Source organism: Novosphingobium sp. NFX11 (assembly GCF_057376415.1).
This window is the reverse complement of sequence record NZ_CP080384.1, coordinates 2,595,436-2,615,400: the sequence shown is the minus strand read 5'-3', so window position 1 is coordinate 2,615,400 and position 19,965 is coordinate 2,595,436. Positions and strand designations below refer to the sequence as shown.

Sequence of the window (19,965 nt, the reverse complement as noted above, 5' to 3'; positions counted from 1 at the left end):
AGCCCTGCCAGGATGCCCTCGTAAACGGGCGGCGGCGCAGAGGCGATCTCACTTCTGCTGTTCGAGCGGGCCGCGCAGGCCATCAGGCAGACGACGAGACATGAGTTCACGAACTTCCGCATTGCTTTCCTCCAACTGGTCGATCTGGGCAGAAAAGGCTGTGTCCTGGCCGTCGATCCGTGCCAGCTTGTCCTGCAGCAGCAGCACGTTGCGCTGCTCAAGGGTGCGCCATGGCGCTGGATGCCGAACGATTTGCCGCCCTGGGCTGCGGCGTATCAGCAAACGCAGCGCTGGCTGGCGGCGGGATGCTTTGAGACGTTGGTGGATGATCTGCGTGCCGTGCTGCGTATGGCGGCAGGTCGCACCGCCGAGCCCAGCGCCGCAATCATCGACGGCCGGACGCTGCGTTCCACGCCCGAGAGCGGCGAGCGCGCGGCGCTCGTGCCCGAAAACGTGTGCAACGGCGCCGCGTTCAATCCACCGCCGCAAAAGCGACGCGTCCGACCACCGATGAAGGGAAAAACCGATCTCGAATACGGCTAATCGCCGCGCATCCCGAACCGCCAACTTATACCAACCTGCGCATTGTCTGACTCACGGAGGATTCCCAAGGCGGTGAAAATCTGAATCAATGGGGCTGCGACTTTGGAGTGTGGCACCATGGGTTCAGCGATCGGCTTGCGGGAAGATTTTGACGGGGCGGCGTTGCGACGATTGTCGCGGACGACGAAGAGCGCGAACTAGGCGCGCCGTTGACCGCTGGGTTGTCGAGCGATCACTCGCATGCGCAAACTGCTTCCGTCGTCTCGTCAAAGACTATGAACGATGCGCCCAGACGCTCGCTGGACTGCACGTCGTCGCCTTCGCCCGCATCATGATGAAGAAGGTGCTGCCGTCTCCGCTGGTTTACAACGGCCTCTAGTGGATTGATCGGAACGAAAGAGTCCGCTTGAGGGATTCCCATACCGTCGGTGCCGTGCGACGATGCGGCATGCGAACGGGTATCGAGATCGAGGTCACTGCACCGGACACGAAGCGGCTTGAGGCGATTGTTGCGGCGCGGGGTTCGCCGCAGAAGCATGTTTGGCGGGCGCGCATTATTCTCCTGACGGCTCGCGGCCTGGGCACTCAGGCGATCATGATGGCGACGGGCAAATCCAAGACGTGCGTATGGCGCTGGCAGGAAAGGTTCATGGCCGAAGGCGTGGATGGGTTACTGCGCGACAAGACCCGCCCACCGGGGATTGCGCCTCTCGACGCTGCTTTGGTTGACAAGGTCGTGAAGCTGACGCTGGAGACGCCCGGCCACGAGGCTACCCATTGGACAGTGCGCGCGATGGCTAAAGCCGTTGGTATCGCGGCGTCATCGGTCGTGAAAATCTGGCACGACCACGGTCTGGCGCCCCATCGTTGGCGCAGCTTCAAGCTGTCGAACGACAAGGCTTTTGCCGAGAAGCTTCACGATGTCGTCGGGCTTTACGTCTCACCGCCTGCGCACGCGATCGTGCTGTCAGTCGATGAAAAGAGCCAGATCCAGGCGCTCGACCGGACCCAACCGGGCTTGCCGCTGAAGCGCGGTCGCGGCGCAACCATGACGCACGACTACAAGCGCAACGGGACCACGACCCTGTTCGCCGCGCTCAATGTCCTGGATGGCTCCGTGATCGGCCGCAACATCCAACGACACCGGCATCAGGAGTTCATCCGGTTCCTGAACACGATCGAAGCCCAGATGCCCGCTGACAAGGCGATCCACGTCATCCTCGACAATTATGCGACCCGCAAGCAGCCCAAGGTCCGCGCCTGGTTAGCCAGACATCCGCGTTGGACCTTCCACTTCGTCCCGACGTCGTGCTCATGGCTCAATGCCGTCGAGGGCTTCTTCGCCAAGCTCACACGGCGGCGGCTGAAAAACGGCGTCTTTCATTCGGTCGTAGATCTGCAGGCTGCCATCAACCGCTTTATCAAGGAGCATAACGAGGACCCCCGACCTTTCATCTGGAAGGCCGATCCGAACGAAATTATAGCCGCTGTACGGCGCGGGCACCAAGTGTTGGAATCAATTCACTAGGCACGTGCTAATCGGTGAGCACTGAGATGTTGCACTGCGGCAGATATCCGTTATTGTCTTTCCTAGTTTTATCAGTGGATGATTTGTGAAGGCAACTAGCTGTGCGGTCCTCGGCTTGAATCATATTCGTTAACGAACTGTTCGCATCGGTTTCATCTGATGGGTGCCAGCATTGGATCGCCCCTGCAAAGGAGAATGGCTCCTGTCGGTTTTGGATTCTACACCGAAAATGTGGGCATTGGTCGGGCTGTGCTTGTCGCATCGCAAGGTGAGTTAGCTGCTGCGCGTCGCAGCGCATCTTTCGATATCGCGCAAAGCTGATTGCGGTTTGCTGCAGCATTTCGCAATTTCGCATCACATTGTGCGATTGCAGCATGAAGCGGTTGATCTTGGGCGATGTGGGGTACAAACACCGTTTGACGGTCCGTTCCATTTTTCAACGTTGTACGGGATGGCTCGAATAGATGGCTGTTGTGGAGGCTTCCGAACGATGAAGGTATCGTTTTCAGCTGGAATTCTTCTATAGTGTGATCGCTGGTTTAGTGAATGCATGGTCGAGCAAGATATTGGCGAGCCGCCCACGAATGTTGTCGATTTCTAGGTTGATCTGGGTCTTGGTTTTGCTGCTGAAGCGAGGGCATTTAAGGTGAGAAAAGGTATAATTCTTGCGGGTGGTTCGGGAACCCGCCTCTATCCTCTTACCCGGGGGTCTCCAAGCAGTTGATGCCGGTTTACGACAAACCGATGATTTATTATCCATTGTCGGTTCTCATGCTGGCTGGCATCCGTGAAATACTTATTGTCACGACGCCGCACGATCAGGCCGCGTTCAAGAGTGTTCTCGGTGATGGCAGCAATTTCGGCGTGGAATTGCAGTATGCTGTTCAGCCAGAGCCAGCGGGCCTTGCTCAGGCCTACCACATCGGTGCGGACTTTGTGGGTGACAATCCTTCCGCACTGATTCTGGGAGACAACATCTTCTACGGTCATGGTTTGCCTGATCTGCTCAAGAATGCCGATTCGCGCGATAGCGGGTCGACCGTGTTTGGCTACTACGTGAGCGATCCAAAGGCTTACGGTGTCGTTTCGTTCGATGCCGAAGGGAGGGCGGAGACAATCGAGGAAAAGCCAGAGCGGCCCAAATCGAACTACGCTGTGACCGGACTGTATTTCTATGACGGTCATGCAGTTGAACTGGCCCGCGACTTGAAACCCAGCCCGCGCGGCGAGCTTGAAATCACTGACCTCAACCGCCTTTATCTGGAAAGTGGCCAGTTGTCGGTCGAGATCATGGGGCGCGGTTACGCGTGGCTCGATACCGGGACCCATGCTTCTCTTCTGGACGCGGCAAACTATGTTCGCATCATCGAAGAGCGCCAGGGGCTCAAGGTTGCTTGCCCAGAGGAGATCGCCTGGCGGCAGCGCTTCATTGATGATGCCCGCCTTGAGGAGATCGCCGCGCCGCTGGTCAAAAGCGGCTATGGAGCCTATCTGCTCAATTTACTTCGGAATCGCGATGCTCTCGTCAACGGGAGTGCAGCATGAACGTCATTCCCACAGAGATCAGGGGGCTGGTTATCATTGAGCCCCGCGTCTTCGGTGACGATCGCGGGTTTTTCATGGAGAGCTGGAATCGCAAAATCTTTGCCGACATCGGCCTGGATCTCGATTTCGTACAGGATAACCACAGCAGATCTGCTCGAGGGGTTCTGCGTGGGCTCCATTATCAGCAGCCAAATCCTCAGGGCAAGTTGGTCCGCGTCACTGCCGGCCGGGCTTGGGACGTCGCGGTCGATTTACGGGCGGGTTCGGAGACTTACGGCAAATGGGCCGGCGTCGAACTATCGGCCGAGAACAAGCGTATGTTCTGGGTTCCGCCTGGATCTGCGCACGGTTTTGTCAGTTTGGAGGACGGGACCGACTTCCTTTACAAGTGCACGGCTTTCTATGATCCGGCCAACGAGCACTCGTTGATGTGGAACGACGCTAATGTCGCTATTGAATGGCCGTTGGAGTGTATTGAGCCTCAGCTTTCGGCAAAGGACAAGGTCGGCAAGCCGTTGAGCGAAGTGGAACCCCTCGCATGAAGGCTCTGATCGTGGGCGGTCATGGACAACTCGGCAAGGGTCTGGCGACCATGGCTCCGTCTACCGCGCAGCTTGTCAGTCATGATATTGATACGCTTGATATTACCGACCCTGAGGCCGTGCTCGCGGTGGCACAACTGGTGCAGCCGGACGTAATATTCAACGCGGCGGCATATACTGCTGTGGACAAGGCCGAGAGCGAAGAAGACGTCGCTCTGGCGGTGAATGCCACGGCCGTGGGATACCTTTCCGCGGCGGCCCGAAGCGTGGGCGCACGTTTCGTTCATGTTTCAACGGATTTCGTGTTCGACGGCCTGGCAGGAGTGCCATATCGGCCCAACGCCGCTACGGCGCCGCTGGGGAGCTATGGCCGAACGAAGCTCGCCGGTGAGAAACTCGCTGGGGAAGATGCGCTGATCGTACGCACGGCCTGGGTATACGCGCCCAGCGGTGGTAATTTCGTCCGCACCATGCTGCGGCTCATGGTCGAGCGTTCTGAAGTGCGCGTCGTTGCCGATCAGATCGGCACTCCGACATATGCGCCGGGCCTCGCTGCCGCTTTATGGGAGATGGCGCGCAAGGACGTTACGGGCCTTCATCATTACACGGATGCAGGAGTCTGCAGCTGGTACGATTTTGCAGTGGCGATCCAGGATGAAGCTCTCGCTGCCGGCCTGCTGGACAAGTCGGTGCCGGTAATCCCGATCAACGCCTCCGATTACCCCACGCCTGCCAAACGGCCGCACTATTCGGTGCTCGACAAGACATCGACCTACTCGGTTCTAGGCGGTCCTACCCCCACTGGCGCGTTAACCTTCGTAAGATGATTGCTGAGATCAAGACCTATGGCTAATCTGATTGTCACCGGCGGCGCGGGCTTTATCGGCGCCAACTTCGTCCATTACCGCAGCAAGGTTGCACCGGAGGACAAGATCGTCGTCCTGGATTTGCTGACTTATGCAGGTAACAAGCAAAACCTCGACGGGCTTGAAGATGTTGTCCTAGTAGAGGGCGACATTTGCGATACCGCTCTGCTGGAATCGCTCATCGCTGATCACGATATAGACACGATCGTGCATTTCGCGGCGGAAAGTCATGTCGATCGCTCGATTACCGGGCCCGACGCATTCGTGACCACGAACGTGATCGGCACTCACAGCCTGCTCAAGGCCGCCAAGAAGGCGTGGCTGGATGGCGACGGCAAGCCGCATCGCTTCCACCATGTTTCCACCGATGAGGTATATGGTTCGCTAGGTCCCAGCGATCCCGCATTCAGCGAGACCACGCCGTATGCGCCGAACTCTCCCTACTCTGCCTCCAAGGCAGCCAGCGACCATCTGGTGCGTGCATACCATCACACGTACGGTCTCGAGACGACCACCAGCAACTGCTCGAATAATTACGGACCTTTTCAGTTCCCCGAAAAGCTGATCCCGCTGTTCACGCTTAACGCCCTGAACGGCAAGGCTTTACCGATCTATGGCGATGGGATGAATGTGCGTGACTGGCTGCACGTTGAGGACCATTGCCGTGGCATCGAGGCCTGCCTGCGCAAGGGCAAGCCCGGTGAGGTCTACAATATCGGGGGTGGTCAGGAACTGCCGAACCTGACGGTGATCGAGGAGATTTGCCGGGCGGTAGACAGCGCTTTCGCCGCCGATCCTTCGCTCGCCGCTCGGTTCCCGGATGCGCCGGCAGCCAAGGGGCGTTCTAGTTCGGAACTCAAGACTTTCGTTACCGATCGCATGGGCCATGACCGTCGATATGCCATCGACGAGACCAAGGCGCGCGCGGAACTCGATTACGCCCCGGCTCGGGATTTCCCGCAGGGCTTCGCCGAGACGCTGTCCTGGTTCCTTTCTCGTGAGGACTGGTGGAAACCTCTACTAGAACGAGCAGCGATCACGCGCTGATGACGAGTGGTCGGCCAGCGCTTGCCGCCGACCACTTTTTTCCTCGATGTTTGGAATACGGTGTACCTTGGCTGAAAAGCATCTGATCATTCTAGGAATTCGAGGCGTGCCGGCCGCCCATGGCGGCTTCGAGAGTTTCGCCGAACGGCTTGTGCCATGGATGGTCAAGGCCGGGTGGGGAGTCACCGTCTATTGCCAAGGCAGCGATACCGGAAAGCTGTACGAAGACACCTGGGAAGGGTGCCGCCGCTTCCATATCCCCGTGGCATCGAAGGGTGCAATCGGCACGATCGAGTTCGACGTGAAATCCACGATCGCGGCGGTTCGTGAAAAGGGCGTGCTTCTGACCCTGGGCTACAATACGGGTTTTCTTTCCGTATATGCCAGGTTGAGGGGCCGTCTGAACCTGATCAACATGGACGGGATCGAGTGGAAGCGTGCCAAATATTCCACTGCCCAGAAGATATACTTGTGGATCAATGAAAGGCTGGCGGCAGCGTCTGGTAACGTTCTGATCGCGGATCATCCGCAGATAGCGGCGCATCACGCCGAGCACACGCCCGCATACAAGATTACGATGATTCCCTATGGCAGCGAGAAGATCGAGACGGCCGATGAGCGGCTGCTGTCCCGCTACGGGGTAGAGCGCGATCGCTTTCTCACCGTCATTGCACGGCCGGAACCGGAAAACTCTATCCTGGAAATTGTGAGCGCCTTCTCGCGCAAACGACGTCAGATGAAACTGGTGGTTCTTGGCAAGTACAGTCAGGGTCATGCCTACCAGCAGTCGGTTCTCGCGGCTGCAAGCGACGAGGTGGTGTTCCCCGGCGCGGTCTATGCCAAGCCCGACTTGCACGCATTGCGGCTGTTCAGTCATGCTTATGTGCATGGGCACCAGGTCGGCGGCACAAATCCCTCGTTGGTCGAAGCGCTTGGTGCGGGGAATGCCGTCATCGCTCACGATAACCCGTTCAACAGGTGGGTTGCAGGAGATGCGGGCCTCTATTTCCGGAATGAGGACGAATGCGAACAACGCATGGAGACCTTGGCTGAAAGCGCGGCCTTGAAAGCATCTTTGCGCGACAATGCCATGCGGCGCTGGTCCGAGGAGTTCACGTGGGACGCTGTACTGAATCAGTACGAACGTCTGATACAGAATGCAGTCGATTGACCGGCTGGCGTCTGCGACCGTCTGCCAAGGTGGACTGCTTCGCCGAAATTCGGCAAGGTGGATTTGACTGACGACAGCAGTTCTGGGCAGCCGACCCGCTTGTCGGTTTGAAGACATCATCGGAATGGGCGGTCACGAGGAAACGAATGCAAGCTATCCCAACATCGTGCAGCGCCATCTGCCGCTCGATGATTGTCCGCCGGCCCGGCTCGTGACGGATCAGTCGCTTTCGGCTCCTCTGGAAGATCTCCCGACACCTGTTCCCGTGTCGCAGGGAGATGCGCGAAACAGCGACAAGGTGCTCGTGCTCGGCGCAACGCTTGCGCGCATGGGCGTGGGCCTGCTGACGTTCGTCTTGCTGGCGCGCTTCCTTGGACCGGAATTTTTCGGAGTGATCGCTACGGCGGTTGCCTACACCACCTTCCTTGCACTTGTCAGCGACTATGGCCTTGGCCTGTCGGCTTTGCGCGATGCAGCAGGCTCTCCCGCCAGAGCCGGACATATACTTCGTGAGGCGCTGACCCTCAAGGCGCTGATTTCGTTGGCGCTGACGGTTCTGGGGGCGGTGATTGCAGTGGTGGCCCTGCCGACGGCCTGGTTGCCCGTCTACGCGCTGGTACATGTCGGCGCGCTTTCCTATTCGTTCGCCGACCTGACGCTTGTGGCGGCACGGGCGACGCGTCGTTTCGATGTCGAAGCCAGGGTCGTCATCGCAGGAAGCGTGCTGATGCTCGTAATCGTCGGAGGCGTTGCTGCGCTGACCCGCGACCTGACGAGCGCCGCATGCGCATTCGCTGGTTCTCGCCTTCTCTATCTTTTGATGAGCGCGGTCGCCCTGAGGTCATGGTTTGCCGGCACGGGCGACAGTTCTCCGCTCGGGGCCAGATTGTGGGCCAGAATGCGGGCATCGAGCAGCTATGCGGTCGATGCGATCCTTACTAATGCTTCTTCGCAGATGGACGTCCTGCTATATGGTGCGCTGCTTGGCGCCCATGCCATGGGCATCTATCAGGCAGGCGCGCGGCTCGTTCAGGTGATCATGCCACTCGCGGTCGTACTTTCCACCGTCTATCTGCCATCCCTGGTTGCCGCAGTGGCGCAGGACGACGAGGCGCGATTTCTCCGCAATGCCAGGAGGCTCAATTTCGAGTTCGCGGCGTTGTCGGCGATTGCTGGATTTGGATTTGCATTTATTGGTCCGATCGTAGCGCCCCTGATATTTGGAGATAGCTACGCTGCACTTGGTCCGCTCTGGGCCGGATTTGGCGTATTTGCGACAATTCGCGTGATTACAGCAGCATTTGGCATACAATTGGCTGCAATCGGTTTGATTTATGCTCGTATATTTTCTCAGGTTGCGGCCATTACTTCAGTGATCGCGATGGCTGTATTTTTCATTCCGGGGCATGGTGTTCGATTTACATCGTGGGTCATGGCGATGTCTTCAGTGCCCTCTCTGATAATAATTTCTTTATCGTTATATTTTGCTAAGCGTCTAGATATAACGGCGATTGCAACTTTGATGATTACGGCAGCAGTTTCTGCGCTGATCGTATCGTTATGAAAGCGGACTGATTCATGGATTGGCGAAAGATAGTTAAACGTCTAATCGGTCGAAGCGGGCATGATGAACTCACAAGTCAAAAATTACGTTCGAATTTCCGAGCCAATGGTGTTGAAGTCGGAATGTATAGCTATGGCTGCTTCGATTTACGTCGAGTTCCGCCGGGCGTGAAAATCGGAAGATATTGTTCATTTGCCGATACTGTTCAAATTTTTCTCCGAGATCATGGCTTGGAGTTTATTGGTTTAACGGCGTATTTTTATAACGAACGCTTGGGAGTTGTTGACCGCAGCATGATTGAACATGCTGTTATTGAGATTGGCGATGATGTTTGGTTGGGACATAACGCCATCATCACGTCCAAGGTCAAATCAATTGGACGAGGAGCGGTCGTCGCTGCAGGCGCAGTAGTGACGAACCCTGTCGAACCTTACTCAATAGTTGCGGGTAATCCTGCACGTGTCTTGAAAATGCGTTTCGATCCAGCGACCATATCTGCAATCGAGAAAACTCGCTGGTGGGAAAAAGATGCTCATGAGCTTCGGCAAATGGTGAAAGATCACCCGGAGATGGTCTTTAATCCTAAGGATCATTTCTCATCAGATGAAAATTTGTAAAATTTCGTTCGATTGTTCGGTGGTTATAGATTTTGCATGATTGGAAAGTGTCGTGACGTTAGCTTCGCTCAACGCACTTGTTGACAATGGCCTTTGCCTGGGTTGCGGCGGTTGCGTGTCTTCGCTGGCCGATGCGGGCATGAAAATGCAGATAAGCGACGATGGCTATCTGCGTCCGGTTTCAGCACGCCCTCTGAACACCGACGAAAGACAGGTTCTTGCAAAGATATGCCCGGGTCATGCGCTCGACGGTAAAAGCAAGGACCCAGAGTATCATCCTCTCTGGGGGCCGATCAGGACGCTGGCGACTGGCTACGCGTTGGACCCCGAGGTTCGCTTTCGCGGATCGTCGGGCGGAGTGCTGACGGCTGTTGCGATTGGACTGGTCGAAGCCGGCGAAGCGGACTTCGTCGTTACGAACGGGGCTGCTGAAGACGACCCTATCAATAATGTGACCGGGACCAAGGGCGACAGAGATGCGCTTCTTCAGGCGGCGGGATCGCGTTATGCGCCGTCCAGTCCGCTTGAGAACATCGAGATGCATCTTGCGACGGGCAAGCGCTTTGCGTTCATAGGCAAGCCTTGCGATGTTGCGGGTCTAGCACGGATGGCGAAAGTCGACCCCCGGATCGACGAACAGATTCCCTACAGGCTCGCTTTCTTCTGCGCGGGTGTTCCCAGCCGCAGGGGAACGCTGGCGGTACTCGACAAGCTCGGCGTGTCACACGACGATTGCGAACGCTTTCAGTACCGCGGCGACGGGTGGCCGGGGCTTGCCCGTGCGACCCGCCGTGATGGCTCGGCAGAGAGCATGGACTACAACTCCAGTTGGGGCACCATACTGAACAGGCACCTGCAGTTCCGCTGCAAGGTTTGTCCTGATGGGACCGGCGAATTCGCCGACCTCGTCTGTGCCGATGCCTGGTACGGCAAGGATGGCTATCCCGACTTCACCGAACGCGACGGACGAAGTCTGATCGTCGCGCGGACCGAAGCCGGCCAACGCCTTTACGACCGGGCTGTAGCTGGGGGATGGATTGCCAGCGAGCCTCTCGATGTGAACGAGATCGAGCATATGCAGCCTTATCAGGCGCACCGGAAGCGCAACGTCGTCGCCCGCGTCGCGGGGCTCTTCGCGGCGAGAGGGCATCGGCCGCATTTCCGGGACATGGCCCTGCTCTCGCTCACGCTAGGGAGCGCAAGGCGGAACTTCTGCGCAGCGCGATTGGCACGTTCAGGCGATCCCGAAAGAAGCGACTGGCATAAGGCGAGCGATACGGCACGGAACGATATGGCGGCTCATCTGCACGGAGTATCGGTGGTGCCGTTTATGAGTTTACGGCCTATAATGCCTGAAAGGAGATTGGCGATGTCGGTAACCGTGATTGACCTGCAGGTTGCCATCTCAAACCTGCTCGACGGGAGTGGGCGATGAAATCGGAACGATACAATGTTTATGTACATATCTTTCGGGGCAAGGGCATCGAGGATTACCGGAAGCGATACGCGGCAGGTCTGGAGGTAAACAAGACCCCGTACGCCTTCCACCTCGCGGACGAAGATGGCGTGCGCGTGGATTTTTCGTCCGATGGCCATGATCGTCTGTCAGCCAAAATCCTGCGCCGGCTTTGCGGCCTGGACCTGTTTCATGCCTTGCACAATCGACAGAAGATAGCGCGCGCCGATGTCGTCTGGGCGATGACCGAGAACGAGTCGATGGCGATCGCGGCGTTGATGATGCTTGGTCTGGTGGCCCGCAAACCTATCGTTTCCAGTTCAGTTTGGGTTATCAACGAATGGGAGGGATACCTTCCTGGCGCAAGCGGCTCATCAAGCGTTTGTCGCGATACATCGATGTGCTGACGGTGCAGTCAGATCGCTGCCTTGAGACCGCGCGCGAAGCATTTCCTGGTTCCGACGTGCGTTTGATGCACTTCGGAGTCAATACGGAGGTATTTCGTATTACGCCTCCGCAACTGCGGGCGCCGCAGGAGGCCATCACCATCTTCGCTGCGGGCAATGACAGGACACGGGATTGGCCCACACTGATCCATGCTTTCGGGGGCGACGAAAGGTTCCGGCTGAGGATATGGTGTGACTGGATGGACCAGACATTGCTCGCCGGAATGGAGAACGTGGTCCGCCTTAGGGACCTGTCCACCGACCAGTTCATCCAAGAGTTCTTCGATGCGGACCTCTCGGCCGTGTCGATGGTCGAGAACGCCTTTTCCGGCATCACCTTCGCTTTGAATTCTGCGGCTCTGGGTTGTCCCGTTTTGTGTACACGCACGGGAGGGGTCCCGACTTATTTCGGAGAGCAGGACATCGTGTACGTACCGGTCGGCGATTCGGAAGCCATGCGCGACGCGGTGCTCGCGACAACCGCCGAGAGCCGCCTGGCTACTGCGCAACACGCGCAGAAGACGTTTCTTGATGAGGATTACAGTTCGGGGGCGATGGTGCGGTATTATGTGGCCGCGACCGACCGTCTCAGAGCAAACGTCGACTGATGCATGGCTTGCCTGTCTGACGTCCATCAAGGAACCGCGATGATCCACGTTGTTCTCGTTAACTATAATGGTACCGGCGATACGATTGCCTGTATCCGCTCGCTCGCGGCGACGACGGGGCAACCTGTCACCGTCACTGCGATCGACAACGCATCCCGATCGGCAGAGAGGGAGGCTCTTTTGCCTGGGGGCGGTCAGAAGGTCTCGAGCAGGCAACGGCGCCGGCATCCATCTCGGACCAATATGAAATCTGTGACTGGCTGACGGGGAGGTTTGGCCTCCTGCCGGTCACTCTGGTGGGCCTCGACAAAAATTACGGCTTTGCGGGGGTAACAACGTCGGCATCAAGCTGGCACTGCTCGACCCGGCGTGCACTCACGTATGGGTGCTGAATAACGATACGGAAGTCGAACCGGACGCGCTGGCGGCTCTCGTTGACCGGATGGCCCAGGATGTTCGTATCGGTATTTGCGGTTCGACACTGGTCTATCATGACAATCGGGCTACGGTGCAGGCCTTGGGAGGCACCTTCAATAACTGGCGCGCGCGTGCAGAGCAACTCGCGCCGGTCAGCCCTCTGGCTGCATTGCCCCCGCGTGAGGAAATCGAAGCCCGGCTAAAATATGTCATCGGCGCATCGATGCTGGTCAGTCGAGCTTATTTGGAAGCCGTAGGTCCGATGGACGAAGGATATTTCCTCTATTTCGAGGAAATTGACTGGGCAAGGCGGGGCAAAGACCGCTTCAAGCTTGGCTGGGCACCGGATTCCATCGTCTATCACAAGGAAGGTGGGGCTATCGGTACGTCATCGCGAGCGCGTCCCAGCGACCTTTCGCTCTATTACATGTCTGCAAGTTCGCTCCGCTTTCTGAGGAGGCATCAGCCAATCATGCTTCCGCTGGGCATGGGCAGGCTTGCGGGGAAAGCGTTGCAGTATCTCATTGCCGGGGATCGCAAGGCTGCCCTTGTAATAGGACGCGCAATCGTTGATTTCAGCTCCGGTCGCGTTAACGCCGGGCCTGCCCACCGGCCATAGGTTTGTTCGGAGATTGAGATGGCGTTGAGCGCCCAAAGCAATAGTCAAGGCATCACCGTCAGATCCGTGACGGTTGCATGCTTGCCTCTGGTGACGGTGCTTCTGTACCTGTGGCCCAAATATGCCGCTCTTGGCGGCGGAGGTCTTCGCGTAAATCCTTACAACCTTGTCCTGATGGGGGCTCTTGCCGTCGGTGCTTTTGGTCTTCTGAGCAAAAATACCAGGCCGCACCCGGTGGTCATGGGCTGGATGGTTACATTCTTCTTCGCTCTCCACTTTGGGGTGAGATTTATCTCCGACGCCTACGGTTTCAATCCGGGGGCTCTGTCTATCTCGATGTGCGCGAACTCCTTCTCCTTGGAATGCTCTATCCGATCGGGCTGATGCTTGGGCACTGGCCGGGCTCTCTAGGGAAGGTGTCGACAATCGTATGCGTCTGCATGCTTGTGGTGTTGGTAATCAGCCTGTTCGAGTTCGTTACAGGAAATCTTTTCTCTGCCACGCTCATTACATCGTTACCGATCAGCATCGACGATGATTTTAAGAGAAGCCTGCTGTTTGACAAGACGCGCGACGGTTCCATGCGCGCGCAGGGAGTCTTTCTTCACCCGATCGTTCTTGGGGAGGTTGCTGCGGCGAGCTTTCCGATCGCGCTTTCGCTCTTTTTCGCCAGGAAACGCTTCTGGCTTCCCATTCTCGCCTGTGGGGCTTGCATTATTGTCGCCTTGGTCAGCGGATCACGTGCCGCGCAAGCAGGTCTGGTTGTCGCTGTGATCGGCTACCTGGGCTTCGAGCTGCTGATAAAGCGAAATCCTAAGCTATGGGTGACCGCGTTTGCGACGCTACCGATAACGTTGACGCTTCTGGCGGTTGGCTACAACTACGTGGTCAATCTGTCGGAAGGGCGGACGACTGCGGAAAGGCTTAGCAGTCAGGTCCGGCAGTCGATGTGGGAACGAGGTTGGGTTGCATTCAGCGATGCTCCTCTGATCGGGCACGGCGCCGGCAGTTCGTTGCAGCTTGCCGGAGTCAAAGGGCGGACGGGCCAGCTGACGATCGACGATTCCTATCTGACGATGTTGCTCGACTATGGTGTTCTAGGGTTGATCACCATTGGTGGTATGTTCCTCATGGTCATCCTGGGCAGCATAAGTGCCCGGCGCACCGCAGGCGAACGAACGTTTCACAGCGGCTATCTTGCGGCAATCTGCGTCATCGTTATTTGCCAGCGAGCACTCTCGATCATGGAAGCGGTCGCATATGCAATGTTTTTCAGCGGCCTTCTGGTCGCCAATCAATTTGGCAAGGCACGCCGTTCCGTGCCCCCGCGCAGGGGCACGGCGCAAGGCAGAAATCAGTTTAGGCGGGTGATCATCCCAGTGAGGTGATCCTCGTAGTTGTCGAGGCGTGCTGCCGCCAGCTTGAGGCCAGGCTTGAGATCTTCGCCGATCTGGCCTCGATTGTCGAAGGAGGCCAAAGTCTTGGTTATCGCTTCGCGCGTATCTGCCTTTTTCCCATCGACATAATGGGAATAGCCGAGCGTCCCGAATAGCCCGTTGAACTTCCGGCTGTAAGCGATCGGCAGCACGGGAACACCCGCTGAAAATGCGCCGATACATGCATGCATGCGCCCGCCTACCAAGAAATCGAGACCAGAGATAAAACTCTTGGCAGCGGACGCGTTCTTGAAAGGCTCGGGGACGCGAACTTCAGGAAATTGCTTGAGCAATGCCGGCACGACGGAGAGATCGTCGTCTCGCCCGCCGCCCCTCGTCGCGACATGGGGGACAAGGTGAACTTCCGCCCCGCGTTTGATCAGGGAATCAATAATTTCATGGGTGAATGCGCGATAATCAATCGTGAGGCCGAGTTCGTTTTTGCCGGTGTAGCCGCCTTGATACAGCAGCCCGGATACGTTGATTCCCACGCGAGGCGCGCCCACGGATTTCGCTTGTTGCTCAAATGGCAGACGAAAAGCGACGTCGATGAACTCGCGCGTTTCGCAACAAATCTTCTGCTTCGCCACATAATCACTGGATAGCGAGTCGCGGGTGAATACCGCAGCGGTGCGGTTCATGATCCAGTTGGCGATGCGTCGCTTGCCTGGATCGTCGAACGGCCCGATCGTCTGTGGTGCCAGTATCAGGGGCTTCCCGAGAGCGATGGCAGCGGCCTTGCTGCCAGCCTGCAGAATGAAGCGGCGAGTGCCGTATATGTCGGCCCAGCTATCTCCCTCACCGATATCAATGACAAGATCCGAACGTCGTAATGCAGGCAGAAAATCTGATTTTCCGCTCAACATCTGCTTGAGTTTTGGGCCATGCCCGACGGTCACGTCGGGGGAAGGTCGGCAAGTTCATTGGGCTGACCAAATCCCAATGTCGTGAAATGAACGTCACGCGAGGCGCGTGCCGCTGCTGCGCGAACGATCGCAATATTGGCGCGAGCCAGTGCGTCGACGCCCAGATTTCCTTGGCCGATCGTATGCCAGAGCATGGCGATCTGGAGTGGCTTCCCTTGCATGCTTTACCTCGAAATGCCATTTGTATCGGCGTTGGCGCCGATCAAATGTCGTTGTTTGGTGAGCAGTCTGGCCCATTCCCGACCGGAACCTAACCAACTGCGCTCTTGTTCAGCGAAATCGAACGCCTGTTTCCCCATTGTCTCGAGGTCTATCTCGCCGGAAACGAGTTCGCCGATCCGGCGGGACAAATCTGCGACATCCTCGGAAGCAAACGTCTCCACGCCTTTGCACTCTGCGGCGAGTGCAGCGAGAGCGGGGATATCGCTCGCGATTACCGGGCGAGCGAAACTCATCGCCATAAGTGCTACGCCACTTTCGTAAATTCGCAGATACGGCAGCATTATTACCGATGCCGCGCGATAATAATTGGGCAACTGCGTGTCCGAAATATGTCCGAAATCAAAGCGGATCAGGTGCTCGACCTCATTCTGCCGGGCGAGCGTACGGTAGAATTCCTCATCATTTGGTTTCGCTTTGCCTGCAACAACCAGAATAAGATCATCCCTTTGCCGGAGGGGGCGCAGGGCTTCGATAAGGACGGCAAGGCCCTTTTCCCGTCGCTGGCTGCCAAACAACAGCAGGACTTTGCGTTCTGCGGGCAGGCCCAGTGCTGCACGAGCCGCGCTACTGGACGGTTGTTCGAACTGACCGATATAGTTCCCATGGGGAATTATGCTGGTCTTTCCTATCCCCCCGGTGCCGCTCTACAAAGAGTTTCGCGGCTATAGGCATTGTGCACGACGATGAGGTTGGAGAGGTCGACAACCTTGTCCATAAAATTTTTCGAGGCATCTCGATCGGTCCGGGAAACGTCGTGGACGATGCAAGCGATCTTGCGTCCTGTGCATTTGGCGAGAAAAATATCGAATAGTTCTAATTCATCAGCGCGAAAGATGTGAAAAATAACCCATTCGTTCTGGCTTATGACATTCGAAATGGCGGCGCCTACAGACTCAGTGATAAGCCTAATTGCCCGAAGAACCTTGTTGCCCTTACCGTAGGCGCCGACAAACGCGCGTCTCCAGCGATAGGTTATGTCATTCGAAGTTGGTCCAGACGGGCCATGCACTGTTACTGTCAAGCCGGCCTCAGCTATAGCTGCCGCCATGCCATGCGAGTAATAGTTCATACCTCCGTGCTCACCCAGTACATCTATTATGGCGACGCGGGTCACGGCATTTCCTTGTGCATTGCAACGTGAGGCTTCTGTCACAACCGAACGCATATGAGAAGCGTTTCCGTTGCTTCGAATTTTGATGGTCTACAATGAAAGATTGCAGAGAAAATTCCGCAGCGTAAGCGCTTTCCGCCATAAGCGGTCCGAAGTCACATATTTCCACGCTTCTAAAAGCGAAGGGATAAGACATTTAGAAGGGATGGGTGGTTGACGGGAAGGCAAGCATTTTTTTGCGATGCGGCAAACTGATGTGGTTTGATTTATGCGATTGCTGGCGGTGCCTTCAAATTAACCGCTGCCCCCACCCAAAGTATTCCGAGAGGTTGCTGATGGTTAGGCTTGCGAGCCGATGAGGGGATCGGGCAATGTCGGACGAAAATGATCCAGGGTCAAATGTCGGTTTGACCGATAGCCCCTGGTGCGGCTGGTAAGCGCTTGTTCATTTACCATGCGCCTAAATTGTTTATGGGACGCGATGTGCTGTCCACACCTGCGGATCTTGGATTGAAGTTGGAGACGCACAGGAAATGAAGTTCAATCGTCGAGAAATGCTGTCCGTCATCGCGAGCAGCGCGCTGCTCGGCTGTTCGGAAAAGTCGGCAGCACGAGCGCGGCGGACAGTATTCGGAGTCAACACTTATGGCATTTTCCTGAACGGACTGCACCCTGGCGGGGGCTTCGGTACGGACATGCTGCAGGTGTTGGGAAGGTTGGGGGTTCCCTTCACTCGGTTTGCCGCATCGGCGCAATGGGCTGGCGATTGGGCAATTTATGATGCCGATCCTGCGCATTACTGGGCCGGCATGGACAGTCTCTTTTCGGCGGCGGAGCACAACGGAGTCAAATTGGTTCCGTCCATTTTCTGGCACCCCGTTGCACTTGCATTCCATATGAGAGAGCCCGTTGGGGCGTGGGCCAACCCGCAGTCTAGAACAAGCCGGTTCGCGCAAAGTTACGCTCAGAGGTTCGTTGAGCGATATGGCGGGTCGAACGCTGTTTTGATGTTCGAGTTCGGCAACGAGATCAATGACTATGTGGATGACGTGAGCCGGTTGAAAACATGGCCAAAGGAAGATCCGACGCTTGCCGACCGCAAGCCGCAGTCAGGCGATATTTTGACGAGTTCAGACCTTCGGGGAATGTCTCAGCGCTTTGCGCAAACCATGCGAAAGGTAAGCAACAAACCGGTTGGCATGGGGTCAAACGTGCCACGAGGCTATGCTTGGCACATGGCGCGGGGCACGCGGGAACCGGACACTCGCGCGCAGTTCATTGAGCAGTTGCGAGCCATTACTCCCCCGATATGTCGGTATTGTCCATACATCTGTATGACGCCCTCTGGCCCTGGCCGAAGGCGCCGCGAACACTGGCCGGCATTTTGGATGCGTTTGTGGCTGCGGCAGATATGGATAAAAGAATTTCATTTTTGGGCGAATTTGGCGTCAAATATAAAGGAAATAGGAAAATTGAAGAATATCAGTTCAATAATCTGATGAAAGATGTAAAAAATAGCGGCGTAAATTACGCTGCGGTGTGGAATGTGTGTTTGCTGCCGTTTCAAAAAGATTTGGACATCATTCCTGGCGGTGCGCGTGGTTATCAGCTTGATGCGATTGTCGCGGCCAACAAGTAGTGAGCGGTGTTATAGTTATTGGATTGATCTTTTTTGTTTGCGAGGCGCAATATCTAGCGGCAGGTAATATTTTTCGAATGTTGAGCACGATATGAATTATAATGAGGCATATTTTTTGATGGAAAGTTCAATCACATTCCAAACGGCTTAATTTCGTGGCTATCTGCGGTGGAAATGGGTTATTTTCTAGTTCCACTCCGCCGAGTGCTTCCATGAACTGCTTGAGCCAATGTAGAACGTCTTCCTCGCGCACAGAATCAAGAAGCTTGGCGTGGCGATGCTTCCGTTCTGTCAACGGCATGTCCAAGGCGCGTTTTATTGTTTCCGCGACGTGTTCGATCGAGTGGGGATTGACCAGCAGCGCATCCTTGAGCTGGGTTGCGGCACCTGCAAATTGCGACAAGATCAAAACTCCGGGATCTTCGGGATCCTGCGCTGCCACATATTCCTTGGCGACTAGGTTCATTCCGTCCCGCAACGGCGTGACTAGCCCGATTTCGGCGGCACGGTAAAAGCCGGCCAGTTCGGAACGAGGATATCCGCGGTTCACGTACCGGATCGGTACGAAGTCCACATTGGCATGAGCGCCATTGATGTGGCCGGTTTTTCGTTCCAGATCTTCGCGAATCTGCTGGTAACTGGCGACGTCGCCCCGGCTCGGCGGTGCGATCTGAAGAAGTACTGCATTACCCGCCATGTCCGGATGGTCGGCAAGAAAGCGGCTGAAGCTTTCAAAGCGTTCGCCCAGCCCCTTCGAGTAATCGAGGCGGTCAACTCCTATCAGAATCTTGCGGCCGCGCACGCTGGCTTTGAGGCGCTTGTGTGCGGCTTGTGCATCGGCGCCAAGTGCCGCCTGAGTAAACTCGGTGAAATCGATTCCGATCGGGAATGCCCGCGCAACGACGCGACGTCCTTTGTAATCTACGGAATTGTCGAGATTGACTGTCAGTCCCATCTCTTTTTGCACGTAGTGTAGAAAGCTTTCGAGCCATTCCGTCGTCTGGAACCCGATGACGTCGTATTCCAGCATCGAGGCGACGAGCTTCTCGTGAAAAGGCAGGGAAGTCAGCAGGCGTGTCGGCGGCCACGGAGTGTGAAGAAAGATGCCCATCCGATTTTTCGTTCCCTTGCCTCTCAGGATCGATCCCAGCGGCAGCAGGTGATAATCGTGCACCCATACGAGATCTTCTTGTTCGATCAGCGGAAATACCGATTGGGCGAAGCGCTCGTTTACCCGTTCATACCCTTCCCCAAAGTTGCGATCGTACTCGGTCAGGTCGATGCGATAGTGAAACAGGGGCCACAGGGTGCGATTTGCGTAGCCGTTGTAATATTCCTCGATATCCTGTGGTTCGAGGTCGATTGTGGCTGTCGTGACTCCCCCGGTGCGTTGCATGTCGAGATGACCGGTGAACTCCGAGATCTCCTGCCCTGACCAGCCAAACCAGATACCGCCATGTTCGCGCAATGCAGAGTTGAGCGCCACCGCCAGCCCGCCTTGTGCGCCGGCCGCTCCGGCTGCGCTGGGCACGCTTACCCTGTTGGAGATGACGATCAATCGGCCCATTCTTGTATCCTTAGTTGCGCTGTCGCGAGCGCTTGATGACTAGGTTTCGAATGCTCGAAAACGCTGTGCATCATGCGCGAAAGGGCGGATTTACC

Annotated in this window: 22 protein-coding genes and 2 pseudogenes; 18 read left to right on the top strand and 6 right to left on the bottom strand. The window is 56.6% G+C overall.

Translation table 11 applies throughout. From position 1 onward, the window contains the following. Nucleotides 1-48: 48 nt before the first annotated feature. Nucleotides 49-207 (bottom strand): hypothetical protein, encoded by a 159-nt coding sequence (locus KZO24_RS13410; RefSeq protein ID WP_486486378.1) that lies wholly within the window; start codon nucleotides 205-207, stop codon nucleotides 49-51. A gap of 33 nt (nucleotides 208-240) precedes the next feature. Between KZO24_RS13410 and KZO24_RS13405 the strand changes: the two genes are divergently transcribed. The 16 genes and pseudogenes from KZO24_RS13405 (at nucleotide 241) to KZO24_RS13330 (ending at nucleotide 14,357) form a co-directional block, all read left to right on the top strand. Then, nucleotides 241-543 (top strand): transposase, encoded by a 303-nt coding sequence (locus tag KZO24_RS13405; RefSeq protein ID WP_486486377.1) that lies wholly within the window; start codon nucleotides 241-243, stop codon nucleotides 541-543. An 88-nt stretch (nucleotides 544-631) separates the two neighbouring features. Beyond that, nucleotides 632-922, top strand: a complete 291-nt coding sequence (locus KZO24_RS13400) for a transposase (RefSeq protein ID WP_486486376.1) — start codon at nucleotides 632-634, stop codon at nucleotides 920-922. A gap of 69 nt (nucleotides 923-991) precedes the next feature. Further along, the gene (locus KZO24_RS13395; protein WP_486486375.1) at nucleotides 992-2,071 is read left to right on the top strand and encodes an IS630 family transposase; all 1,080 of its coding nucleotides are present in this window, start codon (nucleotides 992-994) and stop codon (nucleotides 2,069-2,071) included. Between the two features lie 646 nt (nucleotides 2,072-2,717). Then, nucleotides 2,718-3,616, top strand: a pseudogene (gene rfbA, locus KZO24_RS13390) (glucose-1-phosphate thymidylyltransferase RfbA). Then, nucleotides 3,613-4,158, top strand: a complete 546-nt coding sequence (rfbC, locus tag KZO24_RS13385; RefSeq protein ID WP_486486374.1) for a dTDP-4-dehydrorhamnose 3,5-epimerase — start codon at nucleotides 3,613-3,615, stop codon at nucleotides 4,156-4,158. Before rfbA ends, rfbC begins: the two are co-directional and overlap by 4 nt. Then, nucleotides 4,155-5,011 (top strand): annotated as a pseudogene (rfbD, locus tag KZO24_RS13380) (dTDP-4-dehydrorhamnose reductase). Before rfbC ends, rfbD begins: the two are co-directional and overlap by 4 nt. Next, nucleotides 5,004-6,071 carry a dTDP-glucose 4,6-dehydratase gene (gene rfbB, locus KZO24_RS13375; RefSeq protein ID WP_486486373.1) on the top strand — a complete coding sequence of 356 codons (1,068 nt, stop codon included), beginning with the start codon at nucleotides 5,004-5,006 and terminating at the stop codon, nucleotides 6,069-6,071. The pseudogene rfbD and the gene rfbB overlap by 8 nt, the downstream one beginning before the upstream one ends. Nucleotides 6,072-6,138: 67 nt before the next feature. Continuing rightward, nucleotides 6,139-7,242, top strand: a complete 1,104-nt coding sequence (locus KZO24_RS13370) for a DUF1972 domain-containing protein (protein ID WP_486486372.1) — start codon at nucleotides 6,139-6,141, stop codon at nucleotides 7,240-7,242. Nucleotides 7,243-7,366: 124 nt separating this feature from the next. Then, nucleotides 7,367-8,806, top strand: coding sequence for a lipopolysaccharide biosynthesis protein (locus KZO24_RS13365; protein WP_486486371.1), 1,440 nt, complete (start codon nucleotides 7,367-7,369; stop codon nucleotides 8,804-8,806). A gap of 14 nt (nucleotides 8,807-8,820) precedes the next feature. Then, complete coding sequence (locus KZO24_RS13360; RefSeq protein WP_486486370.1) at nucleotides 8,821-9,423, top strand: LbetaH domain-containing protein; 603 nt, start codon at nucleotides 8,821-8,823, stop codon at nucleotides 9,421-9,423. Between the two features lie 52 nt (nucleotides 9,424-9,475). After that, nucleotides 9,476-10,858, top strand: coding sequence for a Coenzyme F420 hydrogenase/dehydrogenase, beta subunit C-terminal domain (locus tag KZO24_RS13355; RefSeq protein ID WP_486486369.1), 1,383 nt, complete (start codon nucleotides 9,476-9,478; stop codon nucleotides 10,856-10,858). After that, a complete protein-coding gene (locus KZO24_RS13350; protein ID WP_486486368.1) occupies nucleotides 10,855-11,286 on the top strand; it encodes a hypothetical protein in 432 nt (143 codons plus the stop codon). Before KZO24_RS13355 ends, KZO24_RS13350 begins: the two co-directional genes overlap by 4 nt. Next, nucleotides 11,280-11,933: a glycosyltransferase family protein gene (locus tag KZO24_RS13345; RefSeq protein ID WP_486486367.1), complete on the top strand. Its 654-nt coding sequence runs from the start codon at nucleotides 11,280-11,282 to the stop codon at nucleotides 11,931-11,933. Before KZO24_RS13350 ends, KZO24_RS13345 begins: the two co-directional genes overlap by 7 nt. Nucleotides 11,934-12,318: 385 nt before the next feature. Beyond that, nucleotides 12,319-12,969: a glycosyltransferase family protein gene (locus KZO24_RS13340; RefSeq protein ID WP_486486366.1), complete on the top strand. Its 651-nt coding sequence runs from the start codon at nucleotides 12,319-12,321 to the stop codon at nucleotides 12,967-12,969. Between the two features lie 18 nt (nucleotides 12,970-12,987). Beyond that, nucleotides 12,988-13,353 carry a hypothetical protein gene (locus KZO24_RS13335; RefSeq protein ID WP_486486365.1) on the top strand — a complete coding sequence of 122 codons (366 nt, stop codon included), beginning with the start codon at nucleotides 12,988-12,990 and terminating at the stop codon, nucleotides 13,351-13,353. Continuing rightward, the gene (locus KZO24_RS13330; RefSeq protein ID WP_486486364.1) at nucleotides 13,332-14,357 is read left to right on the top strand and encodes an O-antigen ligase family protein; all 1,026 of its coding nucleotides are present in this window, start codon (nucleotides 13,332-13,334) and stop codon (nucleotides 14,355-14,357) included. The genes KZO24_RS13335 and KZO24_RS13330 overlap by 22 nt, the downstream gene beginning before the upstream one ends. Here KZO24_RS13330 and KZO24_RS13325 read toward each other — a convergent pair. The 4 genes from KZO24_RS13325 to KZO24_RS13310 all read right to left on the bottom strand — a co-directional run bounded on the left by KZO24_RS13325 (nucleotide 14,324) and on the right by KZO24_RS13310 (nucleotide 16,667). Next, nucleotides 14,324-15,304, bottom strand: a complete 981-nt coding sequence (locus KZO24_RS13325; protein WP_486486363.1) for a polysaccharide pyruvyl transferase family protein — start codon at nucleotides 15,302-15,304, stop codon at nucleotides 14,324-14,326. The two genes, KZO24_RS13330 and KZO24_RS13325, sit on opposite strands and share 34 nt — an antisense overlap. Continuing rightward, nucleotides 15,301-15,492: a hypothetical protein gene (locus tag KZO24_RS13320; protein ID WP_486486362.1), complete on the bottom strand. Its 192-nt coding sequence runs from the start codon at nucleotides 15,490-15,492 to the stop codon at nucleotides 15,301-15,303. The genes KZO24_RS13325 and KZO24_RS13320 overlap by 4 nt, the downstream gene beginning before the upstream one ends. A gap of 3 nt (nucleotides 15,493-15,495) precedes the next feature. Beyond that, nucleotides 15,496-16,068 carry a glycosyltransferase family 4 protein gene (locus KZO24_RS13315; protein WP_486486361.1) on the bottom strand — a complete coding sequence of 191 codons (573 nt, stop codon included), beginning with the start codon at nucleotides 16,066-16,068 and terminating at the stop codon, nucleotides 15,496-15,498. 110 nt (nucleotides 16,069-16,178) lie between these two features. Continuing rightward, entirely contained in the window at nucleotides 16,179-16,667 is a 489-nt protein-coding gene (locus tag KZO24_RS13310) for a hypothetical protein (protein ID WP_486486360.1), read from the bottom strand. Between the two features lie 530 nt (nucleotides 16,668-17,197). On the opposite strand from KZO24_RS13310, the gene KZO24_RS13305 reads away from it, so the two are divergent. Both KZO24_RS13305 and KZO24_RS13300 read left to right on the top strand, forming a co-directional pair. Further along, a complete protein-coding gene (locus KZO24_RS13305; RefSeq protein WP_486486359.1) occupies nucleotides 17,198-18,163 on the top strand; it encodes a hypothetical protein in 966 nt (321 codons plus the stop codon). Further along, nucleotides 18,163-18,303: a hypothetical protein gene (locus tag KZO24_RS13300; RefSeq protein ID WP_486486358.1), complete on the top strand. Its 141-nt coding sequence runs from the start codon at nucleotides 18,163-18,165 to the stop codon at nucleotides 18,301-18,303. The genes KZO24_RS13305 and KZO24_RS13300 overlap by 1 nt, the downstream gene beginning before the upstream one ends. 127 nt (nucleotides 18,304-18,430) lie before the next feature. On the opposite strand, the gene otsA is transcribed toward KZO24_RS13300, so the two are convergent. Further along, a complete protein-coding gene (gene otsA / locus KZO24_RS13295) occupies nucleotides 18,431-19,870 on the bottom strand; it encodes an alpha,alpha-trehalose-phosphate synthase (UDP-forming) (RefSeq protein ID WP_486486357.1) in 1,440 nt (479 codons plus the stop codon). Between the last annotated feature and the right edge of the window lie 95 nt (nucleotides 19,871-19,965).